Genomic DNA, 26,338 nt, shown 5'->3' with positions numbered 1-26,338 from the left:
CGGGGCCTGTCAGAAGTCTGCGGAGTTCTCGTCGTCGGCGAGCGCGGTGCCCGGGGTTTCGGCGGGGTCCGCGCCGTCCTCGGGCGCGCCCGCGACCAGGAGCCGCCGCAACTGCTCGGAGATCTCCACGCGGGCCCGCGCGGGCAGCCCCGCGTCCGTCACCAGCGTGTCCACCTGACCGAGTGTCGCGAACGAACTCAGGCCCACCGTGCCCCACTTGGTGTGGTCCGCGACCACGACCACCCGGCGCGCGGACTGCACCAGGCGCCGGTTCGTCTCCGCCTCCGCGAGGTTGGGCGTGGACAGACCGGCCTCGGCCGATATGCCGTGCACACCGAGGAAGAGGACGTCGAAGTGGAGCGCCGCGATCGCCTGATCGGCCACCGGACCGACCAGCGAGTCCGACGGCGTGCGCACCCCGCCCGTGAGGACCACCGTGGCCGCGCCCTGCCGCTGGCCGGAGCTGCGCTGCGCGGAGTGGAAGACGTCGGCGACGCGCACCGAGTTCGTCACCACCGTCAGGTCCGGGACGTCGAGCAGGTGGTGGGCGAGGGCGTACGTCGTGGTGCCGCCGGAGAGCGCGATGGCCGTGCCCGGCGCCACCAGGGTCGCCGCGGTCCGCGCGATGTCCTCCTTGGCGGTCAGCTCCAGGCCCGACTTGGCCTCGAAGCCCGGCTCGTGCGTGCTGGCCTCGGCCACGGGGACGGCGCCGCCGTGCACCTTCTCCAGGACGCCGAGACGGGCGAGCGCGTCCAGATCGCGGCGGACGGTCATGTCCGACACGCCCAGTTTTCTGGTGAGTTCATTGACGCGGACGCCGCCACGGCGGCGGACCTCGTCGAGGATCAGGGCGCGACGCTGCTCCGCGAGGAGGTTCTGATTCTCACTCACGTCAGGTCCGGCCCTTTCGCCCAGTCAAGCCCGTCAGTCCGTTGTCGGGTCGCCTCATCCTCGCACGAGCAGTCGTTGCGGGTGCCACCGACCGGGCGGCCCCGCCATCCGGAAGGGGGACCTGCCGAAGGGGGAGATTACGTGAGGGTGGCTGCGTGCGGGGCGGGAAACGGCGATCCTTGTGTCCCTGCACTGCTTGCATGGCCCCGCACACGGCCCATGACAGCGCACGACTCGGGGGAAGCGGAACAGTGGAGCGCGCCACGGCGGCCCGGACCGCCGGGAAGAACGGACCGGAACACCCGAACAAGGCGGTGGACCCGGTCCCCACGGCACACCCGGACCACGGCGAGGAGGCCGAGCCGATCGCGCTGGAACTCCTCGTCCACGGCGTCGGCGGCACCACGCCCGAGGAGATGCTCGGCGACCCCCGCACGGTCCGCGTGTCCGGCGACGGCACCGCCGCCGTCCACCGCCGCACCGACGACGTGGACGCCGAGTCCCGCCCGGCCGACCACCGCGACCGTCCGGTCCCGGAGGCCTACGTCTGGTCCAACCTGACCTCGGGCAACGGCTCCCGCGCCCTGTGGCTGCTGCTCCTGCCGTTCATGGTGGTCAACCTCGCCCACTGGATGCGGCCCACGGCCCGCCGCGCCAAACGCGCCGTGCGGACGTACGGCCTCCTGGTGCGCTTGATCGCCCTCAGCCTCACCGTGCTCCTGGTCGCCGCCGCCTGCGAGATCGCCATCGACCTGACGGCCTGGCAGTGCGCGGGCACCCGCGCCTGCGTCGACGACCACTCCTGGCTCGGCTTCCTCGCGCCCGAGTCTGCCGGGGGCGGCGGCTGGTGGTCGCAGCCAGGCCGCCGCCTCGCGCTCGCGGCACTCCTTCCCGCCGCGCTGACCGGCCTGCTCTGGTACCTGTCCCACCGCACCTGGAGCGCGTACGAGTCCCAGCAGCCCCTGCCGCACCAGCCGGACCCGGAGGAGACCAGCCGCAACGCCCTGGGCAGGCCCGGCTTCTGGTACGGCCGCAGGCTCGTCGCCCGGCTGCGCGCCGCCCACACGGCCGCGGGCCTCCTGACGGTCGCCGCCGCCGTCGGCGCCTCCGCCGCCCGGTACGACCGCAGGGCCGGCGGGCCCGCGCTCCTCGACGTCCTCGGCTGGGCCCTGGAGGCGGCCCTGGTCGCCGGGGGAGCCGTCGTCGTGTGGGTGGTCTGCCGCCGAGGCCGCAGCGAGAACCGCCTCGACCGGCGTCTTGACCGCACCCTGGTGCGCCGGCTGCCGCTTGTCGCCCTCGCCCTGCTCGTCCTCGCGGTCCTGTACGCCGGATGGTCCCGCCCCGGCTGGACCTCGGCCGGACGGCTGCCCGGCAACCCGACGTTCGGCGGGATCACCCTCGTCCAGGGCGCCCTGGTGCTCGCCCTCGCCGTGGTCGCCACCCACATCCACCGCACGTCCCCGGACGCCCGCACCGCCATCCGCGGTCTCGGCGGCCCCGCCGTCGCCATGCTGGCCTGCGCCCTCGGCGGCGTGATGTCGGGCGGCGGCTCGCAGCGTGTCGCCGACTGGCTCGACGGGTCGGGCTCGCCCGGCGCGGGCGGCTCGATCGACGGCCCGCCCGCACTCCTCACCTGGCAGGCCTCCGTCATCCCGCCGCTGCTCGTGGTCGTCGCCGCCCTGTGCGGCTGGCTCGCGGTGCGCACCGCCCAGCGGCTGCGCCGGGAGCTGGCCCAGGTGCCGCGCGACTACCCCGACGAGCGTCCCGACACCGCCCGTACGCGCCGCATCGCGAGCACCCGCGCGGGCGCCGCCCTCACCGACCGGGTGCCACTGATCGTCGGCGTGACCTCGGTCGCGACGCTGCTGCTCGGCGCGGCGGCCCTGATCGGCGCCTGGGCCACCGGCGAGGTGCCGGGGGAGGCGGCGAAGAGCGCGCCCGCCTTCGTCGAGGGCACCGCCGAGACCGCGCAGGCCCTGGGGTCCTGGCTGATCGGCCTCGGCTTCATACTGTTCGTCACCTGGGGCCGCCGCGCCTACCGCGACCCCTCCGCCCGCCGCACCATCGGCATCCTGTGGGACGTCGGCACGTTCTGGCCGCGCGCCGCGCACCCCTTCGCGCCGCCCTGCTACGCGGAGCGCGCGGTGCCCGACCTGACCTGGCGCATGCACACCTGGACGCGCGCCACCGGCGGCCGCCTGGTCCTCTCCGGCCACTCGCAGGGCAGCGTGCTCGCGGCGGCAGCGGCCTGGCAACTGCTGCCCTCCGTACGCAAACGCGTCGCGCTGCTCACGTACGGCTCACCGCTGGAGCGCCTCTACGGCCGCTGGTTCCCCGCGCACTTCGGCCCCGCCGCCCTCAGCTCCCTGCACCGCGAGGTCGACTGCTGGCGCAACCTGCACCGCCCCACCGACCCCATCGGCGGCCCCGTCCGACTGCACGGCGACTGCGGCCCGCAGGTCGACCGGGAGCCCCTGAAGGACCCGCTCGCCTACGGCCGCACCGAGGCCCACCCGCTGCCCGCGCCGATCCTCGGGCACGGCGACTACCAGGCCGACCCGGCGTTCGCGGAGGAGCGGGGGCGGCTGCTCGCCCGGCTGCGGCCGGCGGTGCCGCGGCCGAGGCCGGAGGGTGCGGGGGCGCGCGAAGCCGCAGTGGGGGTGGATGAGGCCCCGGCCGCCGGTGCGGCGCCGGAAGCTACAGCAGGTCCGGAAGATCCGGGAGGTCGTCCGAGTACAGCAGGGTGAGGTCGTCCGTGCTCGGTGCGCCGAGCTGCGCGACCCGGCCCGCGTGGCGCTCCACCATCGCCTCGAACGTCTGCCGCGCCGTACGGCCGTTGCCGAACGCCGGGCCCTTCGGGATCGCCGTGAAGTACTTGAGCAGCGCCTCGCCCGCGCCCGGGCCGAGCGTGTACTCGTGCTCCTCGGCCTGCTGCTCGACGATGCGCAGGAGTTCCTCGGGCGCGTAGTCGCCGAAGGTGATGGTGCGCGAGAACCGGGACGCCACGCCCGGGTTGACGGACAGGAACCGGCTCATCTCCGCCGTGTAGCCCGCGACGATGACCACCACGGCGTCCCGCTGGTCCTCCATCAGCTTCACGAGCGTGTCGATGGCCTCGCGGCCGAAGTCCCGCCCGGAGTCCTCGGGGGAGAGCGCGTACGCCTCGTCGATGAACAGGACGCCGCCACGGGCCCGTTCGAAGGCCTCCTGGGTGCGGATCGCCGTCGAGCCGATGTGCTCGCCGACCAGGTCCACGCGGGACACCTCGACGAGGTGGCCGCGCTCCAGGACGCCCAGCGAGGCGAGGATCTCGCCGTAGAGCCGGGCGACGGTCGTCTTGCCCGTGCCGGGGGAGCCCGTGAACACCAGGTGGCGGCGGACGGAGGCCGCCTTCAGGCCCGCCTCCTGGCGGCGCCGCCCCACCTCGATCATGTCGGTGAGGGCCCGCACCTCGCGCTTGACGCTCTCCAGGCCGACCAGCGTGTCGAGTTCGCCGAGCACGTCCTTCGACGAGCGGGACTGCTGCTCGGGCACGGCCGGGACGGGCTCCTGCGGCTCGCGCCGTGCGGGCACCGCGCCGAGCAGCCCCGGGGACTGCGTGGCCGTCTGCGTGACCGGCTCCGGCGCGGCGGGGCGGACGCTCGCGCTCTCGTCGCTCGTGCAGTCCTCGACGAGCGGCCCGTCCTCCGCGAATTCGTAGCCTCCGCGCGCGCAGCGCTCCGTACGGCACCTGCGCAGCGTCGTACGACAGCCGTCGATCACATGGAAGCCGTAGCCGCCGCTGCCGACGACCTTGCAGCGGTCCATGCTGCCGCGGCCGCCCGCGGAGACGTAGAAGCCCGCCTCGGCGGGGGAGGTGACGGTGCACCGCTCGATCGTGGGGTCGGCGCCCTTGGTGACGATCACGCCCGTCTGGGTGCCGTCCACCGTGCAGCCCGCGAGGACGCCGCCGCTGCCGTGGTCGCGGAACCAGGCGCCGGTCGCGGCCTCGCGGATGCGCACGTCGTCCAGCTGGGCGGTCGCGCCGTCGCTCACCGACACCGCTGTGTTGCGCACCTGCGTCAGGTCACTGTCTATGACGTCGACGCGTGACCCCCGGTCCAGGACGAACAGCGCGTCCGGCACGTCGTGCACCCGGCACGACTCCAGGACGGCCGTCGCGCCGTCGCTGACCCACACGGCCGGATAGTCGCCCGTGCTGTCGTGGATCTCGCACTGGTTGGCGTCGACGCGCGTGCCCGGGTCCCACACCGAAAGGCCGTTGCGGCCGAACTCGCGGACGGTGGTGCGCGTCAGCGTCAGGACCGAGCGCGAGCGCAGGTCGACGGCGTTCTCCGGGATGTCGTGGATGCGGCAGTCGGCGAGGGTGAGGACGGCGTCGGTGTCGAGCGTGACGCCGTCGGACGTGGTGCGGTGCACGTCGCAGTCCGTGAGGTGCGCCGTGGCCCGCGCGGTGATCTGCACGCCGGAGCCCTTGATCTCGTACACCTCGCAGCCGACGGCCTCCAGGCCGCTGCCCTCACCGGTGACGGACAGACCGGCGCCCGACGCGTGGTGCACCCGGCAGCGCTCCAGGCGCGGGTGCCCGCCGCCGCGCACCGCCACGCCGGACTGGCCCGCGGAGACGACCTCGCACTCCTCGAACACCCCGCCGCCGCCGTCGAGCACGCCGATGCCGATGCCGCCCGGGTTGTCGACCGTGCAGCGGCGCAGCGTCGGGCGGGCGCCGCCGCGCACCTCGATCCCGGCGGCGGAGCGCGTCATCACCCGCACGTCCGTCAGCTCCGGAGCGCCGTCCTCGATGAGCAGCGCGGGCGCGGCCGAGTCCTGGCCCTCCACATGGAGGTCCTGCACGAGCGCGGACGCCCGCACCGTCAGCGGCACCCCGTCCACCGGCGCGATGCGCACGGAACCGGGGGAGCCCTCGGGGCCGCGCAGCGTCACCGCGCGCTGCACGACGAGGTTCTCGCGGTACGTCCCCGGGGCCACCGTCAGGACGTCCCCGTCGCCCGCGGCCTCCAGGGCGGCCGCCAGCGATGCGTACTCGCCTGTGCGGCGCCGCCACCGCGACGTACCGGTGTGCGTCACCTGGACCGTGCCCTGTGCCATGGAGTTGCTCTGCCCCCACCTCGAAGTTCGCGGGACCTCGCGCCCGCGCGCAAGGAGACCGAAGAGTTCGCCCGGTCCACCGTAGCGCGCGGAGGGAGGGGGAGTTGACCTGATGGCCGGGCCCACGGGCACGGTCCCACCTGCGCAAGCGCGTGCCGGTCGGGTGCGCGGGTGTGCGGGGGCGGGTCGGTCGGGGTCGGTGGGTGCGGGTACGTGGGTGTCTGGGGTGGCTTGATCGGGGGTGCCGGGCGAGGGGGCGCGGGCGTAGTGCTCGGCTGCTCAAGGGATTTCGTGCCCGTGCCCTCGGGTGCCGCTGGTGCTCGCCCGCGTGGGTGGTTCTCGGGTACGCGTGCCGGGTGCGGGTGCGGGTGCGGGTGCGGGTGCGGGTGCGGGTGCCGGGTGTTCTCGCGGCTCCACCGCCTCCGGGCTCGTTTCGGGCTCGCTCGCCCAATTGTGCCGAAGTACGCCCCCGCAGGCGTCTGCGCTCACGTCCCCCAGGAGCCGTACCCTCTCGCTTGCTCCCGCTTCCTCTCGCCCAGGCGTCCGACCAAGTGCACGACGCTCGCCTAACCCGGCCGTCCGGGGGCACATGCCCTGGCGTCACCGAGGCCGCCACCCGCTCAACTGCCCTCGCCCGTCTGCCCAAGGCCGCAACCCGCCCAAAGCGCCCACGCTCGCACAAGGCGCCCACGCTCGGCTACGCCCCCGTCCCCGCCCGTCCCCAGTCCGGTCCCGCCTTGTCCCAGGCCTGGTCCCAGCGGGCGTGGCGGCGGCGGACCGCGCGCCAGACGATCAGGCGGCGGGTGCCTTCCACGAGACCGGCGCAGGCGAGGGCGGCGCCGAGGCCGGCCAGGGCGGCGTGGGTCGTGGCCGTGGCGGTGTCCAGGGGGCGGCCGACGATGTTGCCCTCGGCGTCGGTCCAGACCCGGAACCGGTCGCCGGGGTGCGGGGACTTGAGGTCGGTCGCGACCGTGCCCGCGCGGCCCGAGCCGTCAGGGCCGGTCCAGCTCGCCAGCACCCGGCGGTGCGCGTCGCGCGCCGACGAGGTCTCGGGGTCGGGGTCGAGCGGGGGCTGGTCGAGCTTCTGCAGGACGGTGGCGGTGACGCTGTGCCGGGCCTCGCGCTGGGCCTGGACCGACCGCAGCAGCGCGTCATGGGTCAGGACGCCGGCGACCGAGCCGACGACGGGGGCGGCGACGACGATCAGCACCAGGGCGGCGAGTGCAAGCCAGGCCTCGGCGAGGTCGGTGCCGCGGCGCAGCGGATTGTGGCGCCAGCGCCAGAGTCCGGCGATCGCTCGCACAGTCCTGCACCCCCTTCCGCGTCCGTGATAGCCGCGAACGGCACGGCGCACGCCCGGAAAGCGGGAAGAGAGAGCGACATCACCCCGCGCGACCGCGCGCCCTCACCCCGCCGGGCCCCGCCCGCGCGCCGCGGGTGGGGCAGCCGGGCCTCACCGAGCCACCATCGGCTTCAACGTCCTTTCACCGACGTCGAGTTCCCCGCCACGGCGGCGTTCATTCGAGGATCGTCAGCGGGTCACCGATTCGAATGGTTCCGGTCGATTCCGGGATCAGATTCAGACCGAAGAGCAACTGGTCACCGCTGCGGCGATGGTGGGCGAGGGTGCGCAGCGGCTCCTTGCCGCGCTCGGCGGTGCGCTGGTCGGTGGTCGTGACGACGCACCGCGCGCACTTCCTGGCCACGCGGAACTCCACGTCGCCGACGGCGAGGCGGGACCAGTCGTCCTCCGCCCAGGGCGCGACGCCCTCCACGACCACGTTCGGCCGGAAGCGGTTCATGGGCAGCGGGCCCTCGTCCGCGTGGTCGCCCTGCGCGATGAGGGAGTTCAGTGCGTCCAGCGAGGACAGCGTGGTGAGCAGCAGCGGAAACGCGTCGGCGAACGAGACGGTCTCGCCGGGCCTGCCGTACGCCGCGTTGATCGGGCGACGCGTCTCCGGGGCTTCCAGATGCCCCAGGCGCACGTCCAGATCGAGGAAGGCGCTGAACCAGGCGTCCGCCGCGGGATCGGCCGGGACCGCCTCGGACTTGTCCCGCAGGAACTCCACCGGCACGGTCTCCCCGGGCTCCGGGACGCCGACGGTGAGCGGCTCCCTGCCGGGCGCGGACACGCGTATGCCGCCGTCGGCCAGTGGCTCGACGGCGGCCAACGCCAGACGCGGATGGGGCCGTTGCGTCACGGCCCGGCCCGCGCTGTCGATCAACACCCATCTGCGGTCACCGGCGAGCCCCCAGGGCTCCACGACGGCCTCACGCGCAGCGTGCCCCCCGGCCGCCTTCAACGGGTGGATGTGGATCGAGTGGATCGAGACGGGCACGGATGTCGACATGCGGCCATCCTGCCAGCGGACACTGACAGCGACGGCCGCCGCCGATCAGTAGCCCCGGTACTGCCGGTTGTACGGGTCCTCGTGCGGCGCCGGCGCCGGGCGGGGCGCCGCGGGACGCATCGCCTCGTAGCCCGTGCCGCCCATCGGGCGCTGCTGCTGCGGGCCGGGGTAGCCGCGCGGGGCTCCGGCCTGCTGCGGGATGTACGGCGCCGGGGCCTGTTGCAGCGGTGCGGGCTGCGGGGCGGGCGCGTAGCCGTACGCCGGGTTCGGGTGGGCCGCGGCGGGCATGGGCGCCGGGGCCATGGCGGCCGCGGGATAGCCCGAGGGGCCGGAGGGCAGGGCGGGCAGCGCGGCCGGGAGGGCGGGGAGGTGGCTGCCCGTGTCGTACGCGGAGGGGACCCGGATCGGGGCGATCTGCGGGGTGCCCCGCTCGGCGACCAGCGAGTCGTAGATCGGGGTGTCCGGGAAGGACGGCGCGGAGTAGTAACCGCCGCCATAGGTGGAGCGGGGGGAGGTCATGCTCCATAAGTTAAGCCCTTGATGTGCTGGTTGGGGAGACCGATAAGAGGGTTGTTTTACGTGTCGCCAGGGGCTGCGTATCCCCAATGCGAGCGAACGTGGGAAAATCGGTCGCGCGGCGAGGTACGGATCGTGTAAATAGCGCGTTCCTCAGGGGTTACTCGTGGTCGACCGGGGGCTGTCGAGGGGTGTTGCCGGGACCGTGTGTACGCCTCTTCGAATGCCAGGTAATAGGTTGGGCGGGAACGCAACGGCGGCCCGGACGACCCGGCAACTTGTGATGGGGGCAGACATGTCAATGGCCAAAGGTTCGAATGTTCCCGTCCCGGCACCTGCGGTGCGGGTCGAATTGGGATGGGGATCCGGGCCGGGGGTGCCCGACGCCGACGCCTCCGCGCTGTTGCTCGACGCCTCCGGGAAGGTGCGCTCGGACGCGGACTTCGTCTTCTACAACCAGGCGACGCACGCCTCCGGAGCGGTGCGCCACGAGGGCAAGCAGTCCTCGGGCGGCGGCGTGACCGACTCGCTGGTCGTCGACCTCGCGCGCGTGGAGCCCGCCGTGGAGACGGTGGTCCTGGCCGCGTCCTCGGACGGCGGCTCGTTCGGCAAGGTCCCCGGCCTGCACGTCCGGGTCGTCGACGCGGCCAGCGGCGCGGAGATCGCGCGCTACGACAGCGCGGACGCCAGCGTCGAGACGGCCTTCGTGCTCGGTGAGCTGTACCGCCGTCAGGGCGCCTGGAAGTTCCGCGCCGTCGGCCAGGGCTACAGCAGCGGCCTCGAAGGCCTGGCGACGGACTACGGCATCTCGGTCGACGAGCCCCAGCAGGCCGCCCCCGCCGCCCCGCCGGCGCCCGCGCCCACCCCGGCCCCCGCGCCGCCGGTCGCCGCCCCCGCGCCCCCCGTCGCCGCGCCCGCCCCCGCATCCCCGCCGCCGCCCCCCGCCGCGCCCGCCCAGCCGGTGCGCCTCACCAAGGTCACGCTGACCAAGGAGGCGCCGTCGGTCTCGCTGACCAAGCAGGGCGGCACGTCGGGCGCGCTGCGCGTCAACCTCAACTGGGAGGTGCGCAAGCAGTTCAAGGGCTGGGCCAGCAAGCTCGGTCGTGCCGTCGCCATGCACGCGGACCTTGACCTCGACCTGTGCGCGCTCTTCGAGCTCTCCGACGGCCGCAAGGGCGTCGTGCAGGCGCTCGGCAACGCCTTCGGCGCGCTGAACCAGCCGCCGTACATCCTCCTGGACGGCGACGACCGTACCGGCGCCGTGTCGACCGGCGAGAACCTCACGGTCAACCTCGACCACTCGAACGAACTGAAGCGCCTGGTCATCTTCGTGACCATCTACGAGGGCGCGCGCAGCTTCGCCGACCTGAACGCCACGGTCACGCTGACCCCGCAGCACGGCGCGCCCATCGAGTTCTCCCTCGACGAGTGCACGGTCCCCTCCACGGTCTGCGCGCTCGCGCTCATCACCAACAACGGCGGCGAACTCACCGTCCAGCGCGAGGCCCGCTACCTGGTGCCCGAGCGCGGCGTGAGCCCGCAGCGGACCATCGACTACGCCTACGGGTGGGGCATGAACTGGACCCCCGGCCGGAAGTGACCCGCACGCCGCGGGAGTCCCGGGTCCAAGGCCTGTCCGACGGGTCGGCGTGGCCCTAGGGCCGGGACTCCTCCGGCGCGGCCGTGTCGGGGCGCGCGTACGTGCGGCCCTTCCAGGCCGCGCCGCGCCCCCGGTAGTGCTGCACCGCGGAGTCCACGGTCATCAGGAGGTACAGGAACGCCGTGGCGGGCAGCGTGAGCGCCAGCCACAGCGGCTGCCGGTAGTAGCGCAGCATCGGCAGGTACGTCGCGGTCATCACGAGCCACGCGAGGCCACCGCACAGCGCGGCGGCCGCGGTACCCGTCGCGAGACCCGCGAACAGCGCCACCGGCGGCGCCAGATACACCACGGCGAGCCCGGCCACCGTGCCGACGAGCAGCGCCGGGCTGTGCCGCAACTGGGCGTACGCGCTGCGCGCCACCATCCGCCACAGGTCCGCGAGCCGCGGATAGGGCCGCACGCTGTCGACCCGGTCGGCGAGCCCCAGCCAGATGTGTCCGCCCGACCGCTTGACCGCCCGGGCGAGCGCCACGTCGTCGATGACGGCGTGCCGGATCACGTCGGGGACCCGGGCCCGCTCGGCCGCGTCCGCGCGCAGCAGCACACAGCCACCGGCCGCCGCCGCGGTCCGCCCGCCCTTCCGCGCGATCCAGCGGAACGGATACAGCTGCGCGAAGAAGTAGACGAACGCGGGGACGACGAGCCGTTCCCACAGGCTCGCCACCCGCAGCCGTGCCATCAGCGAGACGAGGTCGTAGCCGCCCGTCGTGGCCGCCGCCACCAACGTCCGCAGGCTGTCCGGCCTGTGCGCGATGTCCGCGTCGGTGAGCAGCAGGAACTCGGGCTCGCGCGCGCGGGCCAGGGCCATGCCGTGCCGCACCGCCCACAGCTTGCCGGTCCAGCCCGCGGGCGGCTCGCCGGGCGAGGTGACGGTCAGGGGAAGGCCGCCGTGCCGTTCCGCGAGGGCCCGGGCCAGCGTGCCCGTGCCGTCGCCGCTGCCGTCGTCGACGAGGAACACCTCGGCGCGGCCCGGATAGTCCTGCGCGAGCAGCGACGGCAGGCTGGTCGGCAGGACCTCGGCCTCGTCCCGCGCGGGGACGACCACCGCCACTCTCGGCCAGTGCTTGGGGTCCCGGCGCGGCGGAAGGCGGTGTCCCGTACGCCAGAAGAAACCCTGTCCGACCAGCAGCCACAGCCACGCGGCGAGCGAGGCGGCGGCGATCCACACAACGGCGCTCATCCGCCGCAGTCTGCCCCACCCTGCCGGGCTTGTCCGGCCCATCGTCTAAGGTGACCGGGTGAAGATCGCGCTGATGGACTCCGGTATCGGACTGCTCGCCGCGGCCGCGGCGGTACGGCGGCTGCACCCCGGCGCCGACCTCGTCCTCTCCTCCGACCCGGACACGATGCCCTGGGGCAACGCGCCCGAGAAGGTCACGGGTCTTGCGCTGGCCGCCGCCGAGGCCGCGGCGGCGCACCGCCCGGACGCGCTGATCGTGGCCTGCAACACCGCGTCCGTGCACGCGCTGCCCGCGCTGCGCGCCCGCCTGGAGCCCGAGCTGCCGGTCATCGGGACCGTCCCGGCGATCAAGCCCGCCGCCGCGACCGGCGGCCCCGTCGCGATCTGGGCCACGCCCGTCACCACCGGCAGTCCCTACCAGCGCGGCCTCATCGAGGAGTTCGCCGCGGGTGTCAGCGTCACCGAGGTGCCCTGCCCCGGCCTCGCCGACGCCGTGCAGCGGGCCGACGAGGAAGCCATCACGCGCGCCATCGCGGCCGCCGCCGCCCTCACCCCGCCCGATGTAACAACCGTCGTCCTGGGCTGCACCCATTACGAGCTGGTCGCCGAGCGCATCCGCGCCGCCGTGCAGCAGCCGGACGCGAAGCCGCTCATCCTGCTCGGCTCGGCCGAGGCCGTCGTCGCGCAGGCGCTGCGCCGGATCCGCGAGCGAGCCATCGACGCCGTCGACGCCACGGACGCCGAGGGGCAGACGGACGACGCGTACGACGCCGACGGCGCCGAAGGCACCCTCACGGTGCTCCTCGGCGGCCGTGAGGCCGCGCTACCGAGCGCCGCGCTCACGTACGCGGAAGGCCGCCTCCTCGCGGCGTCCGACCCGCTCCTGAAGGCCTGACGGCTCGAAGGCCCGCCGAAGGGCGGCGCCCGGCGGTCCGAGGCGCGGCAGCGCTCGACGGCCCGAGGCAGGGCTTGGCCTCGACGGCCCGGGGGCGAGGCGGGCCTCGTACCTCCGGACCCGTACCCGCCCTCCGGACCCGTACCCGCCCGCCGTACCCGTACGAAGCAGCCCTCCCACGCCCCTCACCGGCCACGACGCCGTGACGCGGGCGGGTCGGGTGTCCAACCGGAGGGGTGACCTTCCGCGACGCGGTGCCGTAGCCCCGGAAGATGAGTACTCTCGATTCCATGACGGACCACGCCCCCAGCGAGCGGGTCAGCTCCGAGCAGCACCCCGAGATCTGGACCGGACGCGCGCGAAACCGTGGCCAGTGGCTGCTGGCCTGCGGCGGTGCCGCGTGTCTCGCCCTGGGCATCGACCTGGCCGTCGAGGCCCTGTGGCCGTCGGGGATCCTCCCGCTGATCATGTCCATCGTCGGCCTCATCGCCGTCGGCCTGCTGATCCTCTTCGGCACGCTCGCGTTCGTGCACGTCGCCGTGAAGGTCGACAAGGACTCCCTCGAAGTGCGCTGCGGGCACATCGGGGTGCCGCGCCGCCGGATCCCGCTCTCGCACGTCGTCGGCGCCGACTTCGCCCCGGCCGTGACGCCCCGGCACTGGGGCGGCTGGGGCTACCGCTGGCGGCCCGAGCAGGGCACCGCCGTCATCGTCCGGCGCGGCGAGGGCGTCGTCCTCAGCCTCGGCGACGGCCGCAAGTTCACCGTGACCGTGGACGACGCCGAGGCGGCCGTCCGCGTCATCCGGGAGCGCCTCGGCCTCCCCGGGACCGCGCAGGTCTGACCCGGGCCGCGGCCTCGGCGTCCTCGGTGTCCTGTGCCTCCTCGTGCAGGGGGCGGGCCGTGGCGATGCCCGCGAGCAGTCCCGCGCCCACCGTCACCGACGTCACGCTCAGCGCGTTGCCGACCGTCGCCACGCCCGCGAGCGCCGTCAGGGCCGCGCCCGCCGACAGGACGACCTGCGTGGGGCGCGGCGAGCGCCACAGCGCGAAGAGCAGCCAGCAGAACGCGGCCGCGAGCAGCGCCACCCCCACGAACCCCTGCTCGGCCCCCTGCTGCAACAGCGCCGAATGCGGCTTGTCGTCCACGAGCACACCCTCGGCGGCCGACGGCGCCGCGTCGCCGAACCGCCCCGGACCCACGCCGAGCGCCGGATGCGCCCCCGCGAGCCCCTCCGCGTCCTGCCACACCCGCACCCGGTACGGACCCAGCTGCCCCTCCAGGGACGACCGCAGCCCCTCCGGCAGCGCCCCGCGCGCGACGGCCCAGGCGAGCCCCGTCACCACCGCCGCGGCCACCGCGAACCCGCTGAGCCCGAGACCCCGGCTGCGCACGAGGGCCGCCGCCAGCGAGCACAGCACGATCCCGGCGCACGCGATCACCCCGGCCGTCGACCCGAGCAGCGCCGCCGCGAGGACGATCCCCGCCGCGAACACCCGCAGACCGGCCCGCAGCGCCGCCCCGCGCGCCGACCACGCCGCACAGCAGGCCGCGCCCGCCGCCAGGGACAGGAGCGCCGCCGTGGCGCCGATGGGTCCGAGCGGCGAGGAACTGACGGGACCCGGCGTGACGTGCGGCGCCGCCGCCGCGAGCCCGACCCCGGCGAGCGCACCGACGCAGGGCGCGGCGACCGGCAGCAACGCCCCCGCGACGCGCCCGCCCGCGTACCCGGCCGCCACCGCGAGGATCGCGAGCAGCACTCCGTCGGGACGGCCGCCCCGCACCCCCGTCGTGATCAGCGTCCAGGCGGCGCACACCGCGAGAATCGCCATGCCGCCGACGTCCGCGCCCCCGCGCCGCTCCGCCGCCCGACCACCCGTCGTGGCCGCCGCGGGCGTCGCGGATGCCTTCATCGCCCCCACCCCGCCGCCCCCGATCTGTGCGGCCCCGACCGTATGGCTTGATCTCGTCGCACGTCAGGACTTCGGAACACGCTAGCGGCTGGGACCACCAATTGTGGAGATCTTGCGCAGGAACGATCCGGCGGAGGTACGGGACGATCCCGCGTCGCGGGCGTCCGGGCAGCCCGGACCGCGGTGTCCGCGGCCAGGTGACGCGCCGTACACTCCCCGAGTGACCGCCACCACCGCTCCCAGCGAAGCGCCCGAGCAGACCGCACCACTGCCCGGCCCGGAGACGCGCGCCGAGCGGATCCGCAGACGGCTGGTTCCCGGCGGGGCGGCGGTGCTCGCCGGTGTGCTCCTGTACCTGAGCTTCGCGCCGCGGGAACTGTGGTGGCTCGCCCCCTTCGCGTTCGCCGTCCTCGGCTTCGTCCTGCACGGGCGGCGCCCGAAGTCCGGCTTCGGCCTCGGGCTGCTCATGGGGCTCGGCTACTTCCTGCCGCTGCTCTCCTGGACGGGCGTCGACGTCGGGCCGCTGCCGTGGATCGCGCTCGCCGTCGCCGAGACGCTGTTCGTGGGTCTGACCGGCCTGGGCATCGCCTTCGTCTCCCGGCTGCCGGCGTGGCCGGTGTGGGCCGCGGGCGTGTGGATCGCGGGCGAGGCCGCCCGGGCCCGCTTCCCCTTCGAGGGCTTCCCCTGGGGCAAGGTCGCCTTCAGCCAGCCCAGCGGCCTGTTCCTGCCCCTCGCCTCGCTCGGCGGCACCCCGCTGCTCGGCTTCGCGGTGGTGCTCTGCGGCTTCGGCCTCGCCGATGTCGTACGCCGCCTCAAGGCCGATCCGCGCGCGCGTGACCGGGCGCTCGTCGCGTCCGCCGCGCTGACCGTCGCCCCCGTCGTCGCGGGCGCCGCCGCCATGCCGCTGGTGGCCACCGGAGCCGAGAACGGCACCGCGACCGTCGCCGTCATCCAGGGCAACGTGCCGCGCATGGGCCTGGACTTCAACGCCCAGCGCCGCGCCGTCCTCGACCACCACGTGCGCGAGACGCTGCGCCTGGCCGCCGACGTGAAGGCGGGCAAGGCCAAGCAGCCCGACCTCGTGCTGTGGCCGGAGAACTCCTCCGACATCGACCCGTACGCGAACGCCGACGCCTACGAAGTCATCGACAAGGCCGCCAAGGCCATCAAGGCCCCCGTGTCCGTGGGCGCCGTCGTCACGGGCAAGGACGGCAAGCCCCGCAACCGGCAGATCCTCTGGGACCCGAGGACCGGCCCTGGCGCCACCTACGACAAGCGGCACCTCCAGCCGTTCGGCGAGTACATGCCCTACCGGAGCTTCTTCCGCGTCTTCAGCTCCGACGTCGACCGCGCCGGGATGTTCGAACCCGGCACGAAGCCCGCCGTGTTCGACATGGCGGGCACCGGAATCGGCCCCGTGACCTGCTACGAGGCCGCCTTCGACGACGTCGTCAGGGACCAGGTGCGCGAAGGCGCCGAGATCCTCTCCGTGCCCAGCAACAACGCCACGTTCGAGCGCAGCCAGATGACGTACCAGCAACTGGCCATAGACCGGGTGCGGGCCGTCGAGCACGGCCGGGCCGTGATGGTCCCCGTCACCAGCGGCGTCAGCGCCGTGATCCGACCCGACGGTTCGATCGCGCAGCGCACCGGCATGTTCACCGCCGAGTCGCTGGTCGCCGACGTGCCCAAGCGCACCTCGCTGACTCCCGCCACCCGCGCGGGAGTCTGGCCGGAGGTCGTCCTGGTGCTCGCCGGTGCGGCCGGGGTCGGCTGGGTGATCGCCCGCCGCCGCGCCAAAGCCGCCGGTTAGGGTCGGATCATGGCTACTCCCGACTTCATCCGCACCCTGCGCGCAGACGCGGGCCATCAGCTCCTGTGGCTCCCCGGAGTCACCGCCATCGTCTTCGACGACGCGGGCAGAGTGCTGCTCGGCCGCCGCGCCGACAACGGCAAGTGGTCGGTCATCGGCGGCATCCCGGACCCGGGGGAGCAGCCCGCCGCGTGCGCCGTGCGCGAGGTCTTCGAGGAGACCGCCGTGCGCTGCGTCGCCGAGCGCGTGGTCCTCGTGGAGGCCCTCGAACAGGTCACGTACCCCAATGCCGACGTCTGCCAGTTCATGGACATCACGATCCGCTGCCGGGCCGTCGGCGGCGAGCCGCGCGTGAACGACGACGAGTCCCTGGAGGTCGCGTGGTTCCCGCTGGACGGGCTGCCCGATCTGCACGAGACCGGGCTCTTCCGGATCAAGCAGGCCATGGCGGAGGGGCCCACCTGGTTCGACCGCGGCTGAGGGCCCGCCCTCGGACCCGCCCGCGCTCCGGCGGCAGGACCGGAGCCATGGTGACGGCCCGGCACAGCATGTAACCTGCACGGATATTGTCCGCGCGGCGGCCCGCACGCCGCCTCAGCACTCAGAACAGGGGCGGGAGTTGAGCCGGAGGACCTGCGGCCTGACACTGCGCGGGCTCGCCTGCGTGCTGCTGGCCTGGCAGGTCTAGCTCATATGGCACCTGAGCACCTACGACGGCACGAACGCCGTGTGGTCGTGCGACGACGGGGGCTGCGGCAGCGAGCAGTTCGCGTCCGTCGCGCCGGAACTCGGCATCGCGTCGGCGGCGCTGCTCGGATTCGTCGCCGCGCGGTTCCTGCACCGCGCGACGGTGGGCGCCGTGATCGCCCTGAGCGCGGCCGGGGCCGCCGCGGGCTGGTACGACGCGGTGTCCGACGGACGCGTCGACTACGGCACGGTCACCGACTTCATGCTCGTCGTGCCCGCCGGGCGGCACACCGTGGCGGGCTGGCTGACCTTCCTGTGGTCGGTCGCCGCCGCGGGCGGCCTCGTCGCCGTGTGGGGCGGCGCCGTCAGCCTGCGCCGCACCGCCGCCCTGCGCAGGCTGCGCGCCGACTTCAGCACCGCGGCGGCCCGCCTGGAGGGCTGGCGGCCGGTGCGCGGCAGACGCGGCGAGGTCACCGTCGTCTTCCACGACGTCCAGGGCGCCCGGCACGCCGTGCCCGTCGTCGTCGACCGCACCGCCCTGAACCGGCCCGTGCTCGCGGTGTACGACCGCAGCCGCCCCGCGGACCCCCGCCGCACCCGGGTCGCGGTGCCCCGCCGACAGCGGTCGCGCTCCTCATGAGACACGCGGTACGCCGCCTGGTCGCGGCGGGCCCGGGCGGCGCCCCGCACCTGGTGGGACGTCCGGGGCGCGGGCTCCGTTAGCCTGAGGGCACGATGAACCGTTTGAGCACGTCATGGGGCGCGTACGACCTCACGCGCTTCCCGGAGGACCCGCGCGACACCCTGCGGGCCTGGTCCGCGGCCGACGCCTACCTGCTGCGGCACCTGGCGGGCGACGAAGACAGGGAGGACGGGGAAGACGGGGAGGGCGGAGAGCCGGTCGCCCTGGACGGCACGGTCGCCGTCGTCGGAGACCGATGGGGCGCCCTCACCACCGCCCTCGCCGCGCACCGGCCCGTGCAGATCACCGACTCCCACCTCGCCCGGCAGGCCACCCTCGCGAACCTCGCGCGCGCCGGTCTCCCGATCGACGGGGACCGCCTGTTGACGACGCGGGACACCCCGCCGGAGCGTGTCGACGTGCTTCTGGTGCGGGTGCCGAAGAGCCTCGCGCTCCTGGAGGACCAACTGCACCGGATCGCCCCGGCGCTGCACGCGGGCAGCGTCGTCGTCGGCACCGGCATGGTCACCGAGATCCACACCTCGACCCTGGAGCTGTTCGAGCGGATCGTCGGCCCGACGCGCACCTCGCTGGCCCGCCAGAAGGCCCGCCTGATCTTCAGCACCCCCGACCCCGAGCGCAGCCCCGGGCCCACCCCCTGGCCCCGGTCCTACGTCCTGCCGGGCGACTCCGGCGCGGGCGCGGGCCTGACCGCCGTCAACCACGCGGGCATCTTCTGCGCCGAACGCCTCGACATCGGCACCCGCTTCCTCCTCCAGCACCTGCCCGCGAGCAGCGGCGACGCCCATGTCGTGGACCTGGGCTGCGGCAACGGCATCCTCGGCACCGCCGCGGCCGTCGCCAACCCCGACGCCCGGGTCACCTTCGTCGACGAGTCGTACCAGGCCGTCGCCTCCGCCGAGGCCACCTTCGCCGCGAACACCGCGCGGGACTCCGCCGCCAAGGCCGACTTCGTCGCCGGGGACGCGCTGACCGCGATGCCCCCAAAGTCCGTGGACCTGGTCCTCAACAACCCGCCGTTCCACAGCCACCAGGCGACCACCGACGCCACCGCCCAGCGCATGTTCCGCGGCGCCCGTGCCGCGCTGCGCCCCGGCGGCGAGCTGTGGGTGGTCGGCAACCGGCACCTCGGCTACCACGTGCGTCTGAAGCGGCTCTTCGGCAACGTCGAAGTCGCCGCGAGCAACCGCAAGTTCGTGATCCTGCGGGCGGTCCGGCGGTCGTGAACGCGGGTCCTGGGCCGTGACCGGCGAACTGTTCCCGCGCGAGCCCGGCGAGGTGGCGCCGGGCGCGGTCCACGTGCCCGACTGGCTCGGACCCGAACGGCAGCGGGACCTGGTCGCCGCCTGCCGGGCGTGGGCGATGCCCCCGGCGGGCCTGCGCACGGTCCGGCTGCCCGGCGGCGGGACGATGACGGCACGGCAGGTGTGCCTGGGCCGGCACTGGTACCCGTACGGGTACGCCCGTACCGCCGTCGACGGTGACGGCGCGCCGGTGAAGCCGATGCCCGGGTGGCTCGCGGAGCTGGGGCGGGCGGCGGTGCGGGCGGCGTACGGCGACGACGCGGGGCACCGGGACGGCCCGGGCGACGGGGAAGGTCCGGGCGGCGGCGAACCGGACGCGTACGACATCGCGCTCGTCAACTTCTACGACGCCGACGCCCACATGGGCATGCACCGCGACAGCGACGAGCGGTCCACGGCGCCCGTCGTGTCGCTCAGCCTCGGCGACACCTGCGTCTTCCGCTTCGGCAACACCGAGACGCGCACACGGCCGTACACCGACGTCGAGCTGCGCAGCGGCGACCTGATGGTGTTCGGGGGCCCCTCGCGGCTCGCGTACCACGGGGTGCCGAAGGTGTACGGGGGCACGGCGCCGCCGGAACTCGGACTCACCGGGCGGCTCAACATCACGCTGCGGGTGAGCGGACTGCGCTGAGCGGGACGTGCCGACGTGCGGCCCTGCCGCGCGGGGCCGCGCCGACGCGGCGGAGTGCGGGGAGGGGCCACGGGGCGGGTTCCGCCGTAGGCTGGAGAGGGTCCCCGGAGCCACGGGTTTGAGGTGGGCGGCGTGCCGACGATGGTGATGACCGGCGGCAGTTCGGGATTCGGCGCGATCGCGGCGCGGCGGTTCGCCCGGTCCGGTGACACCCGGCTCGTCCTGGGGTCGCGCCGCGCCGCCGCCGTCGGGGAGTCGATCCCGATGGACCTGACGGAACTGGACTCCGTACGCGCCTTCGCCGCAGCCGTTCGCGAACGCCTCGGCGGCACCCCGGTCGACGCCCTCGTGCTCAACGCCGGCCTGGTGCGCCCCGACGCCTCAGGGCGCACCGCCGCCGGGTTCGAGACGACGTTCGCGGTCAACCACCTCGCGCAGTACCTGTTGCTGCGCCTGCTGCTGTTCGACCTCGCGGACGGGGCGAGAGTCGTCCTGACCACGAGCGGCACCCACGACCCCGCCACCGGCGCCTCCCTCACGACGCCCCGGCATGCCGACGCCGCACTGCTCGCGCACCCCGACCGCGACCCCGGCCTCGGCACCCGGCCGGGCAAGGCGGGACAGCACGCCTACACCGCGTCCAAGCTGTGCGCCGTCCTCACCGTCCGCGCGCTGGCCGGACGGCCCGACGCCCGGGCCCGACGGCTCACCGCGCTCGCCTACGACCCCGGGCAGGTGTTCGGGACCGGCCTGGCCCAGGACCTGTCGCTGCCCCTGCGGACGGCCTGGTCGCTGTTCGGCACCCCGGTCCTCGGGTGGCCTCTGCGGCGGTTCAGCCGCACGCTCAACACCCGCACGGACGCCGGGAACGCCCTGGCCGACCTCGCCCTCGGGAGCGTGGCGCCCCCGAGCGGGCGCACCTACGCGGCCCTGCGCCGGGGACGGCTGACGTGGACGGACCCGTCGGAACTGGCCCGCAGGGACGACCTGGCCGAGGCCCTGTGGCGGGACAGCGCGCGGCTGGTCGGCCTGCCCGAGTGAGCCCGTGAGCCCTTTCCTGGGCTTCCTGCCCGAGCGGTGTGCCTACGCGTCGTGGAAGACCAGGCCGAGGGAGCGCCGCAGCCCCGAGCGGACCGTGCTCACGCCGTGGCGTACCGGCGCCGCCGACCAGCCGCGGCTGGAGCGCACGGGGCGGTCGCGGGTGGTGAAGACGAGCCCGTGGCCCTGCGGCAGCACCGTCACCGTGCCCCGCGACTGGGCCCGGGGGCGCTGCTCGACCAGCAGGAACTCGCCGCCGGTGTAGTCGGAGCCGTGGGTGTCGAGGCCGATGACGACCTGGAGCGGGAAGACGAGGTCACCGAACAGGTCGCGGTGCAGGGCGTTCCAGTCCCCGCCCTCGTACCGCAGCAGGATCTGCGACGACTTGGCCTGGCCCGCCGCGTGGCACTGCTCGATCCAGGCGTCCAGGGTGTCGGGCCAGGGCGCGGGACGGCCGAGCCGGGCGGCCCAGTCGCGGGCGACGGCCAGCAGGTGCGGGTAGAACGCCTGCCGCAGCTCGGCGACCTGCTCGGGCAGGTCGTGGCCGAAGTACCGGTACTGGCCGGACCCGAACCGGTGGCGGGCCATGTCGACGGTGGCGCGGAACCGCTCCGTCTCGTCGTAGAGGGCGGCGATCCCACGGCACTCGTCGGGGGTGAGGAGCGGGCCGGTGAGGGCACAGCCGTGCTGGTCGAGTTCGTCGGCCACGGCGTGCCAGTCCGTGGTGTCGACGCGGTCGGCGGGTCCGGTGTCGTGGCTCGGGGTGGCGGTCATGGTGGGGTCTCCGTGCGGGAATAGCGGGTGATGAAGTGGGTGAATTCGGGTGTGTAATGGATGAAGAGTGATGCTTCGGGCGGAGTGCGGAGTCATGTGGGACAGCACGCGGAAGGTCAGGTCGGCGAAGGCCGAGGAGGCCGCGGCGCTGAAGGTGCCCCAATGGGGGCCGGATGTCCCGGTCCGTGTCGTCTTCGAGGGCTACGGCGAGCCAGTGGCTCCCGAGCGGCGGGAAGCGGAGCTGACGCGGTTCATCGGCTGGATGGTGGCGCACGGGTGGACGCAGGTCCACCGGATGCCCGGTGCCGTGCTCCTCGCACAGACCCACCGCGCCGACGGCGGTGCGGCCATGGGGGTGGGTGCGGTCGGTGTCGCCACCGGCGCGGCGGTGGGCGGAGCCGGTCTTGTCGGCGTGCTGTTCGGGATCGTGATGATCTTTTTCGGTGCTCTGCTGACTCTCACGATCATCGGTGCCTTCATCGGCATCCCCATGATCGCGGCAGGCATGGCCGCCTTCGGCGGAGGGGCGGCGGTGGCCACCGCCGGTGGCGCGGTCGGGGCTGGTGGCGCCGCGGTCGGGATCGGCGGTGCAGTCGCCGAGGGCCACGTGCTGCGGCTGCAGGCCTGGACCGACGAGACCGGGCGGATCTACACCAAGGGTGCCTGACCTCGCGGGGGCGCGGGCTGCGTCGTGGGTCCTGGTGTCCGTGGAGCCAGATGTCCAGGCCCTCGCGCCGCCGACCCGGCCACCGCTCCTCGCTCCGGTCGCGCCGCCCGGCGCCGCCCCCTCACCCCGTCTCCAGCTCCAGCAGCTGCTTCTTGCGGTCCAGGCCCCCCGCATAGCCCGTGAGGGAGCCGTCCGCCCCGACCACCCGGTGGCAGGGGCGCACGACCAGGACCGGGTTGCGGCCGAGGGCCGTGCCGAGGGCGCGGACCGCCGCGCGGGACAGGCCGAGGTGTGCCGCGAGCTTTCCGTAGGTGGTCGTGGTGCCGTACGGCACGGAGTCCAGGGCGGACCACACCTTGCGCTGGAACTCGGTGCCCGCGCCGTCCGCGTACTCGATGTCGAAGTGCGTGAGGGTGCCCGCGAAGTAGGCGCGGAGCTGGCCCGTGATGGCCGTGAAGGCCTCGTCGTCGCGGACCCAGCCGTCCTGGACGGTCGCGCCGCCCTTCTGGCCCGGCACCGACAGGGAGGCGAGTGCCGTCCCGCCGGGGGCCGTCGCCGACGCCTCGCCCACGAGCAGCAGCTCGCCCAAGGGGCTGTCGAACGTCGTGTGGACTGTCATCGCGCCTGTCCTCTCTCCTGCACATCCGCTGATGTGTCCGTCCTGGTCCGGGGCGTCTTCCCCCGGTCCGACACGGTCCAGTCTGCGCGGTGCCGCCGCCCTCGGCTGGCGGATTTCGGACGCGGTGCTCACGGGGAGGGTGAGAGGCGGTGTGCGGTCAGGTCAGCTGCTCGATGACCAGGACCGCGCCGATCACGACCATCGCGGCCCCGGAGACCCGGGTGACCGCGCGGGCGGCGGCCGGGCGCGTGCGCAGGACGGTACGGGCGAGCACGCCCACGCACAAGTAGATGGCGCCGCAGCTGAGGATGTGGACCAGGCCGAGGGTGCTGATCTGGAGGGCGAGCGGCCAGCCGGTGCCTGGCTGGGTGAACTGGGGGAGCAGGGCGAGGAAGAGGAGCAGCGCCTTGGGGTTGAGGCCGCTGATCCCGGCGCCCTGGAGGACACGGCTGCGCCGGGACGAGGGCCCGTGCGCGCCGGACCCGGTCGCGTCGTCCGGCGCGGCGTCTGGGGTGCCCGGGCGGGTCAGCGTCGTCACGCCGAGGTAGATCAGGTACAGCGCGCCGAGGAGCGTCAGGGCGGCCAGCACGGCCGGGTGGTCGGCGACGACGGCCGCGATGCCCGCCGCGACGACGGCGGTGAGGCCGACGTAGCCGAGCAGCAGTCCGCCGACGGCCGGGGCCACCGACCGGTCCCGCAGTCCCGCCGATATCGCGTACGCCCAGTCCGCGCCGGGAACCAGGATGAGCAGAACGGACACCGCCCAGAAAGCGGTGATGGAGCTGACGGCCATGGATGTTTTTCCCTCCCTTTTCGGTCGCGTGAGGGAGGTTAGTTGCGATCTGCCCAAAAGTGCTCCCAAGATCTGCTGCCTGAGGGTGTGTGGGTGGAAGAATCTTCCTCATGGACACAGTCGACCGGCAGATCCTTGCCGAGCTGCAGAAGGACGGCCGTCTGACCGTCACCGAACTGGCCGCGCGGGTGCGCCTGAGCCTGTCGCCGTGCCACCGCAGGCTGCGCGAACTCGAACGCCGCGGGGCGGTGCGCGGCTATCGCGCCGTGCTCGACCCGGAGGCCGTCGGCCTGACCTTCGAGTCGCTGGTCTTCGTCACCATGCGCCAGGAGGACCGGGACACGGTGGCGGCCTTCGAGGCGGCGGTCGCCGACATCCCCCATGTCGTCCAGGCGCAGCGCCTCTTCGGCGACCCCGACTATCTGCTGCGGATCGTCAGCAAGGACCTGCGGGCCTTCCAGCAGCTGTACGACGAGGAGCTCGCGACGCTCCCCGGGGTGCAGCGGCTCAGCTCGACGCTCGTGATGAAGCACGTGGTGCGGGAGCGGTCGCTGCCGCTGTGAGGCGCTGCCCCGGTGAGGCCGCGCGGCCGCTGTGAACTCCGTCTCGCGCGGGCCGCCCCCATGTGCAACTAGTTGCATAAAGCCGTGGGCTGTCCTACAACTGTTGCGACGACACCGATGACGCCGACGACGCTGACGCCCCGGCGTATGTGGACGAAAGAGGCCGTACCGCATGAGCTCAGTGAGCCGCTACCCGCACCTGCTCAGCCCCCTCGACCTGGGCTTCACGACCCTGCCCAACCGGGTCCTGATGGGCTCCATGCACGTGGGCCTGGAGGAGGCGCCCGACGGGTTCGCGCGTATGGCCGAGTTCTACGCGACCCGCGCCCGCGGCGGTGTCGGCCTCATCGTCACCGGCGGCATCGCCCCGAACGACGCCGGGCGGCCGTACGAGGGCGGCGCCAAGCTGACCACCGAGGCGGAGGCGGAGAAGCACGCGGGCGTCACCGCGGCCGTGCACCGCGAGGGCGGCCGGATCGCGATGCAGATCCTGCACTTCGGGCGGTACGCCTACCACGAGCAGCTCGTCGCGCCGAGCGCCATCCAGGCGCCCATCAGCCCGTTCCCGCCGCGCGCCCTGGAGGACGACGAGGTCGAGCAGACCGTCGAGGACTTCGTGCGGGCCGCGGAGCTGGCCAAGCTCGCGGGCTACGACGGCGTCGAAGTCATGGGCTCCGAGGGCTACTTGATCAACGAGTTCATCGCGGCGCCGACCAACCGGCGCACCGACCGCTGGGGCGGCTCCTACGAGAACCGCGTCCGCTTCCCCGTCGAGATCGTCCGCCGCACCCGCGAACGCGTCGGCCCCGACTTCATCATCATCTATCGCCTTTCGATGCTCGACCTCGTGCCCGGCGGCTCCACGCTCGCCGAGGTCGTCCAGCTCGCCAAGGAGATCGAGGCCGCGGGCGCCACGATCATCAACACCGGCATCGGCTGGCACGAGGCCCGCATCCCGACCATTGCCACCTCCGTGCCGCGCGGCGCCTACACCTTCGTGACGCGGAAGGTCATGGGCGAGGTGTCCGTGCCCCTCGTCACCACCAACCGCATCAACACCCCCGAACTCGCGGAGCAGTTGCTCGCCGACGGCGCCGCCGACATGGTCTCGCTCGCCCGCCCGCTGCTCGCCGACCCGGACTTCGTCGCCAAGGCGCGGGCCGAGCAGGCCGACGCCATCAACACCTGCATCGGCTGCAACCAGGCCTGCCTCGACCACACCTTCAGCCTGCAGATCACCTCCTGCCTGGTGAACCCGCGGGCCTGCCACGAGACGGAGCTGGTGCTCGCCCCGACCCGTCGCGCCAAGCGGGTCGGCGTCGTCGGCGCCGGCCCCGCCGGGCTCGCCTGCGCGGTCTCCGCGGCCGAGCGCGGCCACCACGTGACGCTGTACGACGCCGCGTCCGAGGTCGGCGGGCAGCTCAACATCGCCCGCAAGGTCCCCGGCAAGGAGGAGTTCGACGAGACGCTGCGCTACTTCCGCACCCAGCTCGAACTGCGCGGCGTCGACGTCCGGTTGAACACCCACGTGACGGCGGAACAGCTCGCCGCCGCCGGGCACGACGAGGTCGTGATCGCCACCGGTGTCACGCCCCGCACCCCGGAGATCCCCGGCGTCGACCACGCCAGCGTCGTCAGCTACCTGGACGTCCTGCGCGACGGCGCGCCCGTGGGGGAGCGGGTCGCGATCGTCGGCGCGGGCGGCATCGGCTTCGACGTCGCCGAGTACCTCACCGACAGCGGCGACAAGGCGAGCCTGGACCCGGCGACGTACTTCAAGCAGTGGGGCGTCGACATGGACTACCGCGACCGCGGCGGCCTCACCGAGCCCGTCAGGCCCACCCCGCCCCGCACCGTCCACCTCCTCCAGCGCAAGACGTCGAAGGTCGGCCAGGGCCTCGGCAAGACCACCGGCTGGATCCACCGCACCGAGCTGCGCCACCGCGGCGTCGCCATGGTCAACGGCGCCACCTACGACCGCATCGACGACGAGGGCCTGCACATCACCGTCGGCGACGAGCAGCGGACCATCCCCGTCGACACGGTCGTCCTCTGCACCGGCCAGGAGCCCCGCCGTGGCCTGTACGAGGAGCTGATCGCCGCCGGCGTCGACGCACACCTCATCGGCGGCGTCGACGTGGCCGCCGAGCTCGACGCCAAGCGCGCCATCAAGCAGGGCACGGAGCTGGCCGCCGCGCTGTGAGCCACCGGGCCGCGCGGCTTTCTGGGC

The 26,338-nt window shown here is 74.1% G+C and carries 23 protein-coding genes; 13 read left to right on the top strand and 10 right to left on the bottom strand.

The genetic code is table 11. The annotated features are described in order from the left end of the window. Nucleotides 1-9: 9 nt before the first annotated feature. Nucleotides 10-891, bottom strand: coding sequence for a DeoR/GlpR family DNA-binding transcription regulator (locus OO63_RS05070; RefSeq protein WP_030358093.1), 882 nt, complete (start codon nt 889-891; stop codon nt 10-12). Nucleotides 892-1,142: 251 nt separating this feature from the next. Between OO63_RS05070 and OO63_RS05065 the strand changes: the two genes are divergently transcribed. After that, on the top strand, nt 1,143-3,638 hold the full coding sequence (locus tag OO63_RS05065) for a hypothetical protein (RefSeq protein ID WP_397622154.1): 2,496 nt from the start codon (nt 1,143-1,145) through the stop codon (nt 3,636-3,638). On the opposite strand, the gene OO63_RS05060 is transcribed toward OO63_RS05065, so the two are convergent. The 4 genes from OO63_RS05060 to OO63_RS05045 all read right to left on the bottom strand — a co-directional run bounded on the left by OO63_RS05060 (nt 3,589) and on the right by OO63_RS05045 (nt 8,870). After that, entirely contained in the window at nt 3,589-6,000 is a 2,412-nt protein-coding gene (locus OO63_RS05060; protein WP_030358091.1) for a right-handed parallel beta-helix repeat-containing protein, read from the bottom strand. The genes OO63_RS05065 and OO63_RS05060 overlap by 50 nt on opposite strands. Nucleotides 6,001-6,697: 697 nt before the next feature. Continuing rightward, a complete protein-coding gene (locus OO63_RS05055; RefSeq protein ID WP_030358090.1) occupies nt 6,698-7,303 on the bottom strand; it encodes an Rv1733c family protein in 606 nt (201 codons plus the stop codon). Between the two features lie 214 nt (nt 7,304-7,517). Continuing rightward, nucleotides 7,518-8,351: an MOSC domain-containing protein gene (locus tag OO63_RS05050; protein WP_030358089.1), complete on the bottom strand. Its 834-nt coding sequence runs from the start codon at nt 8,349-8,351 to the stop codon at nt 7,518-7,520. Between the two features lie 45 nt (nt 8,352-8,396). After that, nucleotides 8,397-8,870 (bottom strand): DUF6643 family protein, encoded by a 474-nt coding sequence (locus OO63_RS05045; protein ID WP_030358088.1) that lies wholly within the window; start codon nt 8,868-8,870, stop codon nt 8,397-8,399. A 280-nt stretch (nt 8,871-9,150) separates the two neighbouring features. Between OO63_RS05045 and OO63_RS05040 the strand changes: the two genes are divergently transcribed. Continuing rightward, a complete protein-coding gene (locus tag OO63_RS05040) occupies nt 9,151-10,467 on the top strand; it encodes a TerD family protein (protein WP_157853944.1) in 1,317 nt (438 codons plus the stop codon). 55 nt (nt 10,468-10,522) lie between these two features. Here the strand turns inward: OO63_RS05040 and OO63_RS05035 are convergent, their stop codons facing one another. After that, the gene (locus OO63_RS05035) at nt 10,523-11,707 is read right to left on the bottom strand and encodes a glycosyltransferase (protein ID WP_030357548.1); all 1,185 of its coding nucleotides are present in this window, start codon (nt 11,705-11,707) and stop codon (nt 10,523-10,525) included. Nucleotides 11,708-11,765: 58 nt separating this feature from the next. Between OO63_RS05035 and OO63_RS05030 the strand changes: the two genes are divergently transcribed. Both OO63_RS05030 and OO63_RS05025 read left to right on the top strand, forming a co-directional pair. After that, nucleotides 11,766-12,602 (top strand): glutamate racemase, encoded by an 837-nt coding sequence (locus OO63_RS05030; RefSeq protein WP_030357547.1) that lies wholly within the window; start codon nt 11,766-11,768, stop codon nt 12,600-12,602. Nucleotides 12,603-12,892: 290 nt separating this feature from the next. Further along, nucleotides 12,893-13,444: a hypothetical protein gene (locus OO63_RS05025; protein WP_030357546.1), complete on the top strand. Its 552-nt coding sequence runs from the start codon at nt 12,893-12,895 to the stop codon at nt 13,442-13,444. Here OO63_RS05025 and OO63_RS05020 read toward each other — a convergent pair. Further along, nucleotides 13,401-14,513: an O-antigen ligase family protein gene (locus tag OO63_RS05020; RefSeq protein ID WP_051810565.1), complete on the bottom strand. Its 1,113-nt coding sequence runs from the start codon at nt 14,511-14,513 to the stop codon at nt 13,401-13,403. The two genes, OO63_RS05025 and OO63_RS05020, sit on opposite strands and share 44 nt — an antisense overlap. Before the next feature lie 220 nt (nt 14,514-14,733). Here OO63_RS05020 and lnt point away from each other — a divergent pair, with 220 nt between their 5' ends. From lnt to OO63_RS04990, 6 genes are all read left to right on the top strand, one after another. Next, nucleotides 14,734-16,326: an apolipoprotein N-acyltransferase gene (lnt, locus tag OO63_RS05015; RefSeq protein WP_030357544.1), complete on the top strand. Its 1,593-nt coding sequence runs from the start codon at nt 14,734-14,736 to the stop codon at nt 16,324-16,326. A gap of 9 nt (nt 16,327-16,335) precedes the next feature. Beyond that, the gene (locus OO63_RS05010; RefSeq protein WP_030357543.1) at nt 16,336-16,806 is read left to right on the top strand and encodes an NUDIX hydrolase; all 471 of its coding nucleotides are present in this window, start codon (nt 16,336-16,338) and stop codon (nt 16,804-16,806) included. Between the two features lie 247 nt (nt 16,807-17,053). Next, on the top strand, nt 17,054-17,653 hold the full coding sequence (locus OO63_RS41350) for a hypothetical protein (RefSeq protein ID WP_051810564.1): 600 nt from the start codon (nt 17,054-17,056) through the stop codon (nt 17,651-17,653). Nucleotides 17,654-17,748: 95 nt separating this feature from the next. Further along, nucleotides 17,749-18,942 (top strand): methyltransferase, encoded by a 1,194-nt coding sequence (locus OO63_RS05000; RefSeq protein WP_030357542.1) that lies wholly within the window; start codon nt 17,749-17,751, stop codon nt 18,940-18,942. Nucleotides 18,943-18,958: 16 nt separating this feature from the next. Beyond that, complete coding sequence (locus OO63_RS04995) at nt 18,959-19,654, top strand: alpha-ketoglutarate-dependent dioxygenase AlkB family protein (RefSeq protein ID WP_030357541.1); 696 nt, start codon at nt 18,959-18,961, stop codon at nt 19,652-19,654. A gap of 141 nt (nt 19,655-19,795) precedes the next feature. Next, nucleotides 19,796-20,695, top strand: a complete 900-nt coding sequence (locus OO63_RS04990) for an SDR family NAD(P)-dependent oxidoreductase (RefSeq protein ID WP_051810581.1) — start codon at nt 19,796-19,798, stop codon at nt 20,693-20,695. 42 nt (nt 20,696-20,737) lie between these two features. Here OO63_RS04990 and OO63_RS04985 read toward each other — a convergent pair whose 3' ends face one another. Next, a complete protein-coding gene (locus tag OO63_RS04985) occupies nt 20,738-21,466 on the bottom strand; it encodes a 2OG-Fe(II) oxygenase (protein ID WP_030357539.1) in 729 nt (242 codons plus the stop codon). Nucleotides 21,467-21,560: 94 nt separating this feature from the next. On the opposite strand from OO63_RS04985, the gene OO63_RS04980 reads away from it, so the two are divergent. Continuing rightward, the gene (locus tag OO63_RS04980; RefSeq protein ID WP_033263823.1) at nt 21,561-22,133 is read left to right on the top strand and encodes a hypothetical protein; all 573 of its coding nucleotides are present in this window, start codon (nt 21,561-21,563) and stop codon (nt 22,131-22,133) included. A gap of 121 nt (nt 22,134-22,254) precedes the next feature. Here the strand turns inward: OO63_RS04980 and OO63_RS04975 are convergent, their stop codons facing one another. Together OO63_RS04975 and OO63_RS04970 are read right to left on the bottom strand one after the other, a co-directional pair. Further along, nucleotides 22,255-22,752, bottom strand: a complete 498-nt coding sequence (locus OO63_RS04975) for a methylated-DNA--[protein]-cysteine S-methyltransferase (RefSeq protein ID WP_030357537.1) — start codon at nt 22,750-22,752, stop codon at nt 22,255-22,257. Between the two features lie 157 nt (nt 22,753-22,909). Continuing rightward, a complete protein-coding gene (locus OO63_RS04970; protein WP_030357536.1) occupies nt 22,910-23,545 on the bottom strand; it encodes a LysE family translocator in 636 nt (211 codons plus the stop codon). Between the two features lie 110 nt (nt 23,546-23,655). Here OO63_RS04970 and OO63_RS04965 point away from each other — a divergent pair, with 110 nt between their 5' ends. Then, nucleotides 23,656-24,108, top strand: a complete 453-nt coding sequence (locus tag OO63_RS04965) for an Lrp/AsnC family transcriptional regulator (protein ID WP_030357535.1) — start codon at nt 23,656-23,658, stop codon at nt 24,106-24,108. Nucleotides 24,109-24,289: 181 nt separating this feature from the next. After that, entirely contained in the window at nt 24,290-26,311 is a 2,022-nt protein-coding gene (locus OO63_RS04960) for an NADPH-dependent 2,4-dienoyl-CoA reductase (RefSeq protein ID WP_030357534.1), read from the top strand. Nucleotides 26,312-26,338 lie beyond the last annotated feature (27 nt).

The organism is Streptomyces alboflavus (assembly GCF_000716675.1).
In the GTDB taxonomy this organism is placed as follows: domain Bacteria; phylum Actinomycetota; class Actinomycetes; order Streptomycetales; family Streptomycetaceae; genus Streptomyces; species Streptomyces alboflavus.
Note: the sequence above shows the minus strand (reverse complement) of the source record. Positions and strands in the feature narration are given on the sequence as shown.

Excerpts from the sequence above, each read along its gene's own strand:
- OO63_RS05060 (WP_030358091.1), bottom strand. The coding sequence starts at position 6,000 with ATGGCACAGGGCACGGTCCAGGTGACGCACACCGGTACGTCGCGGTGG.
- OO63_RS05050 (WP_030358089.1), bottom strand. The coding sequence starts at position 8,351 with ATGTCGACATCCGTGCCCGTCTCGATCCACTCGATCCACATCCACCCG.
- OO63_RS05045 (WP_030358088.1), bottom strand. The coding sequence starts at position 8,870 with ATGACCTCCCCCCGCTCCACCTATGGCGGCGGTTACTACTCCGCGCCG.
- OO63_RS05040 (WP_157853944.1), top strand. The coding sequence starts at position 9,151 with ATGGGGGCAGACATGTCAATGGCCAAAGGTTCGAATGTTCCCGTCCCG.
- OO63_RS05035 (WP_030357548.1), bottom strand. The coding sequence starts at position 11,707 with ATGAGCGCCGTTGTGTGGATCGCCGCCGCCTCGCTCGCCGCGTGGCTG.
- OO63_RS05025 (WP_030357546.1), top strand. The coding sequence starts at position 12,893 with ATGACGGACCACGCCCCCAGCGAGCGGGTCAGCTCCGAGCAGCACCCC.
- OO63_RS05020 (WP_051810565.1), bottom strand. The coding sequence starts at position 14,513 with ATGAAGGCATCCGCGACGCCCGCGGCGGCCACGACGGGTGGTCGGGCG.
- OO63_RS05010 (WP_030357543.1), top strand. The coding sequence starts at position 16,336 with ATGGCTACTCCCGACTTCATCCGCACCCTGCGCGCAGACGCGGGCCAT.
- OO63_RS05000 (WP_030357542.1), top strand. The coding sequence starts at position 17,749 with ATGAACCGTTTGAGCACGTCATGGGGCGCGTACGACCTCACGCGCTTC.
- OO63_RS04990 (WP_051810581.1), top strand. The coding sequence starts at position 19,796 with ATGGTGATGACCGGCGGCAGTTCGGGATTCGGCGCGATCGCGGCGCGG.
- OO63_RS04985 (WP_030357539.1), bottom strand. The coding sequence starts at position 21,466 with ATGACCGCCACCCCGAGCCACGACACCGGACCCGCCGACCGCGTCGAC.
- OO63_RS04980 (WP_033263823.1), top strand. The coding sequence starts at position 21,561 with ATGTGGGACAGCACGCGGAAGGTCAGGTCGGCGAAGGCCGAGGAGGCC.
- OO63_RS04975 (WP_030357537.1), bottom strand. The coding sequence starts at position 22,752 with ATGACAGTCCACACGACGTTCGACAGCCCCTTGGGCGAGCTGCTGCTC.
- OO63_RS04970 (WP_030357536.1), bottom strand. The coding sequence starts at position 23,545 with ATGGCCGTCAGCTCCATCACCGCTTTCTGGGCGGTGTCCGTTCTGCTC.
- OO63_RS04965 (WP_030357535.1), top strand. The coding sequence starts at position 23,656 with ATGGACACAGTCGACCGGCAGATCCTTGCCGAGCTGCAGAAGGACGGC.